At 61.7% G+C, this 2653-nt stretch carries 4 protein-coding genes; 1 reads left to right on the top strand and 3 read right to left on the bottom strand.

Annotation, left to right across the window (positions count from 1 at the left end; translation table 11 throughout):
• Positions 1-180, bottom strand: a 180-nt coding sequence (locus FB600_RS37570; protein ID WP_208454851.1) for a hypothetical protein, incomplete at its 3' end; no start/stop codon positions are given.
• On the opposite strand from FB600_RS37570, the gene FB600_RS36945 reads away from it, so the two are divergent.
• Positions 126-704 (top strand): nucleotidyltransferase family protein, encoded by a 579-nt coding sequence (locus FB600_RS36945; protein WP_145758315.1) that lies wholly within the window; start codon positions 126-128, stop codon positions 702-704. The genes FB600_RS37570 and FB600_RS36945 overlap by 55 nt on opposite strands.
• On the opposite strand, the gene tnpC is transcribed toward FB600_RS36945, so the two are convergent.
• On the bottom strand, positions 701-2293 hold the full coding sequence (tnpC, locus tag FB600_RS36940) for an IS66 family transposase (RefSeq protein ID WP_036047652.1): 1593 nt from the start codon (positions 2291-2293) through the stop codon (positions 701-703). The genes FB600_RS36945 and tnpC overlap by 4 nt on opposite strands.
• Positions 2294-2324: 31 nt before the next feature.
• A partial coding sequence (gene tnpB / locus FB600_RS36935) for an IS66 family insertion sequence element accessory protein TnpB (protein ID WP_145758314.1) occupies positions 2325-2653 on the bottom strand: 329 nt, incomplete at its 5' end.

Genomic DNA, 2653 nt, shown 5'->3' with positions numbered 1-2653 from the left:
GTAAGCGGTCGGTAAAGGACGCCTCTCTCCTCCATCTGCGTCACACTCGGTTAAGATCGACTTGCCGTGAGCGGCGAGTTTGCTCAGCGGCAGATCGTCGCCTCTACCCAGCGGACTCTTCGCCCATGCCATCAACTGATTTCGAAGCACACCTCGTTGCCCTTGCGCGAGAGTCTTCATGGTTTTGGCCTGCACTGGTTGCAGTCCGGTCCCTGAATCTACCCTCCTGGTGCATTGGTGCTGGTGCCGTACGGAACCTCGTCTGGGACTCTTTGCATGGATTGGAGACATCGTCAGCATTGCGTGACGTCGATGTTGCGTACTTCGATGGCGCTGATCTTTCTGCAGAGCGCGACGCAACGTTTCAGTCTCATCTAAGCAGGATGCACCCCCAATTGCCATGGGAGGTCACCAATCAAGCCGCCGTTCATACCTGGTTCGAGGCGGCTTTTGGTTACGCCGTGCCACCATTGAAGTCGCTGGAGGCCGCCGTCGCGTCGTGGCCAGAGTATGCAACCGCAGTCGGGTTGACTCTACTTCCTGATGACACGATCAAGGTTCTTGCACCGTATGGGCTGGATGATTTGTTCACCATGGTGGTTCGTCGGAATCCCGAGCGAGTCAGTGTCGCGACGTATCGGCAGCGGGTACAAGAGAAGCAGTATCGCAATCGCTGGCCTCGCGTGACCATCGTTCACTGCTAAGGGCTCGTACTCGGTGGCTCGCCAGTCGGTTGGTTATTGTATGGTGACGCCCAAGGCAGCAGGGCCGCGTAGCTGTCAGCGGTTGAAGCGTGCGGCAGATTAGCAAACAGCCAGACGAGATAGCGGTATGGGTCGATGCCATTCGCCTTGCAGGTCTCGACCAGTGAGTAGAGATTGGCGCTGGCCTGTGCGCCGGCTACCGTATCGGAGAACAGCCAGCCCTTGCGTCCGACGACGAACGGTCGGATCGCGTTCTCGCACAGGTTGTTCGAGATCGGCCAGGTACCGTTTTCGACGTAGCGAACCAGTTTGGGCCACTGTCCGCTTAGATACTGCAATGCCTTGCCGAGCAGACTCGACGGCACGACGCCCGGTAGATGCTCGACCAGCATGCGCTCGATGATGCCGAGCACGCGGGTGCTGTATCGCGCACGCAGTCGCCGCCGACATTCGGGTTTCCACTTCGCGCTGCGCGCCTCGGCCGCGAACAGCTTGCCGATCAGCACGACGAAGCGCGTGGCCAGCAGATCCGGCGAGCGTGCAGCCTTCGGCACCGACTCCTCGGCCTTGATGAAGCCGCGGCGCACGTGTGCCCAGCATCCGAGATGCACGAGCTGGTGATCGTGGGCGATTCCGTTGTAGAGCTCGTACCCATCAGTCATCAGCACGGTGCCAGGGTGCACGCCAGCATAGAGCTTCTGCGCGTGCTGGGCGCCGCGCCCCGGCGAGTACGAGAACATCCGTACTGGCGGCCCCGAGCCGTTGACCTGCGCCCACAGGTAACTCTTCCCCTGCGGCCTGCGTCCTGGCTCCTTCAGCACTTGGAACGTTGTCTCGTCGCCGTAGATCAGGTCCGATTCGAGCAGCGCGTCGCGCATCAGGTTGATCACCGGCTGCGTGGCCAGTCCCACCCGCACCACGCTGGCGGCCAGCGTGTTCGACGAGATGTCGCCGCCGAAGCGACGCAGCAGCGTGGTTTGGCGATACAGTGGCATACCGTACTGGTACTTGCCAGTGATGATCCACGCCAGCGCGGATTCCGTGAGCAACCCGCGCGGGATGATACGCGCTGGCGCCGGCGTGACCTTGATGCCGAGATCACAGCACGGGCACGCGTACTTGACACGCTGGTGCTGAACGACGCGGACCTGCTCGGGGATCACGTCAAGCTGTTCGCTCGTCTCGACGCCGATCTCCACGAGGGCATAGCCGTCGTGCGCGCAGAATCGTTCAGACTCGGGTAGTTCGTGCCGCACGACCTCGCGCGGCAAGTTCGGATCGAGTGGTTTGCGTCCGCGCTTGCCTCGCGTGTGGGCGGCGACAGACGTGCCGGGCGCGTCCTCGCGCGCGGGCGCATTGGTAGTGGTGGCCAATGCTTCAGCTTCGTTGAACAAGCCGAGTTGGTCGGCATGGCGCGCCTCGCTAGAGGCGCCGAATAGTTCGTGCTTGTAGGCCCGCAGCTTCTCTTCGGCCAGATCGCGCTGGGCCGTCACGAGTCGAAGCTCACCACGCAGCGCATCGCGTTCGGCGCTCGCGGCAATCAGCGCTTCGTACTCCTCCGCGCTCAACATGACGGGTCTATTCGGCATGGCCGATTAGACCATGCCACCTGCGTGGTGTTCAGCTCATCCGCGCGTAATATCGCTGGGGATGCTTCTGGATCACGGCCAGGTCAATGCCGTCGAGCAGCCAGTGCAACTGTTCGGCGCTGAGCGTGATTGTGTCTCCTCCGTTCGGCCAGATGAAGCGGTCGGCTTCGAGTCGTTTGAGCAGCAACCAGAAGCCGTTGCCACCCCAGCCAAGGATCTTGATGCGATCACGACGGCGATTGCCGAACACGAACAGCGCCGAGGTCATCGGGTTCAGACGCATCGCCTGTTCGACCAGAATCGACAGTCCGTTGATGCCCATTCGGAAGTCGACCGGGTCGCGATGCAGGTAGACCTTCA

Origin of the sequence: Burkholderia sp. SJZ089, from assembly GCF_007828315.1 — a bacterium.
In the GTDB taxonomy this organism is placed as follows: domain Bacteria; phylum Pseudomonadota; class Gammaproteobacteria; order Burkholderiales; family Burkholderiaceae; genus Burkholderia; species Burkholderia gladioli.
This window is presented reverse-complemented; position numbering and strand designations above follow the sequence as displayed.

Excerpts from the sequence above, each read along its gene's own strand:
- tnpC (WP_036047652.1), bottom strand. The coding sequence starts at position 2,293 with ATGCCGAATAGACCCGTCATGTTGAGCGCGGAGGAGTACGAAGCGCTG.
- FB600_RS36945 (WP_145758315.1), top strand. The coding sequence starts at position 126 with ATGCCATCAACTGATTTCGAAGCACACCTCGTTGCCCTTGCGCGAGAG.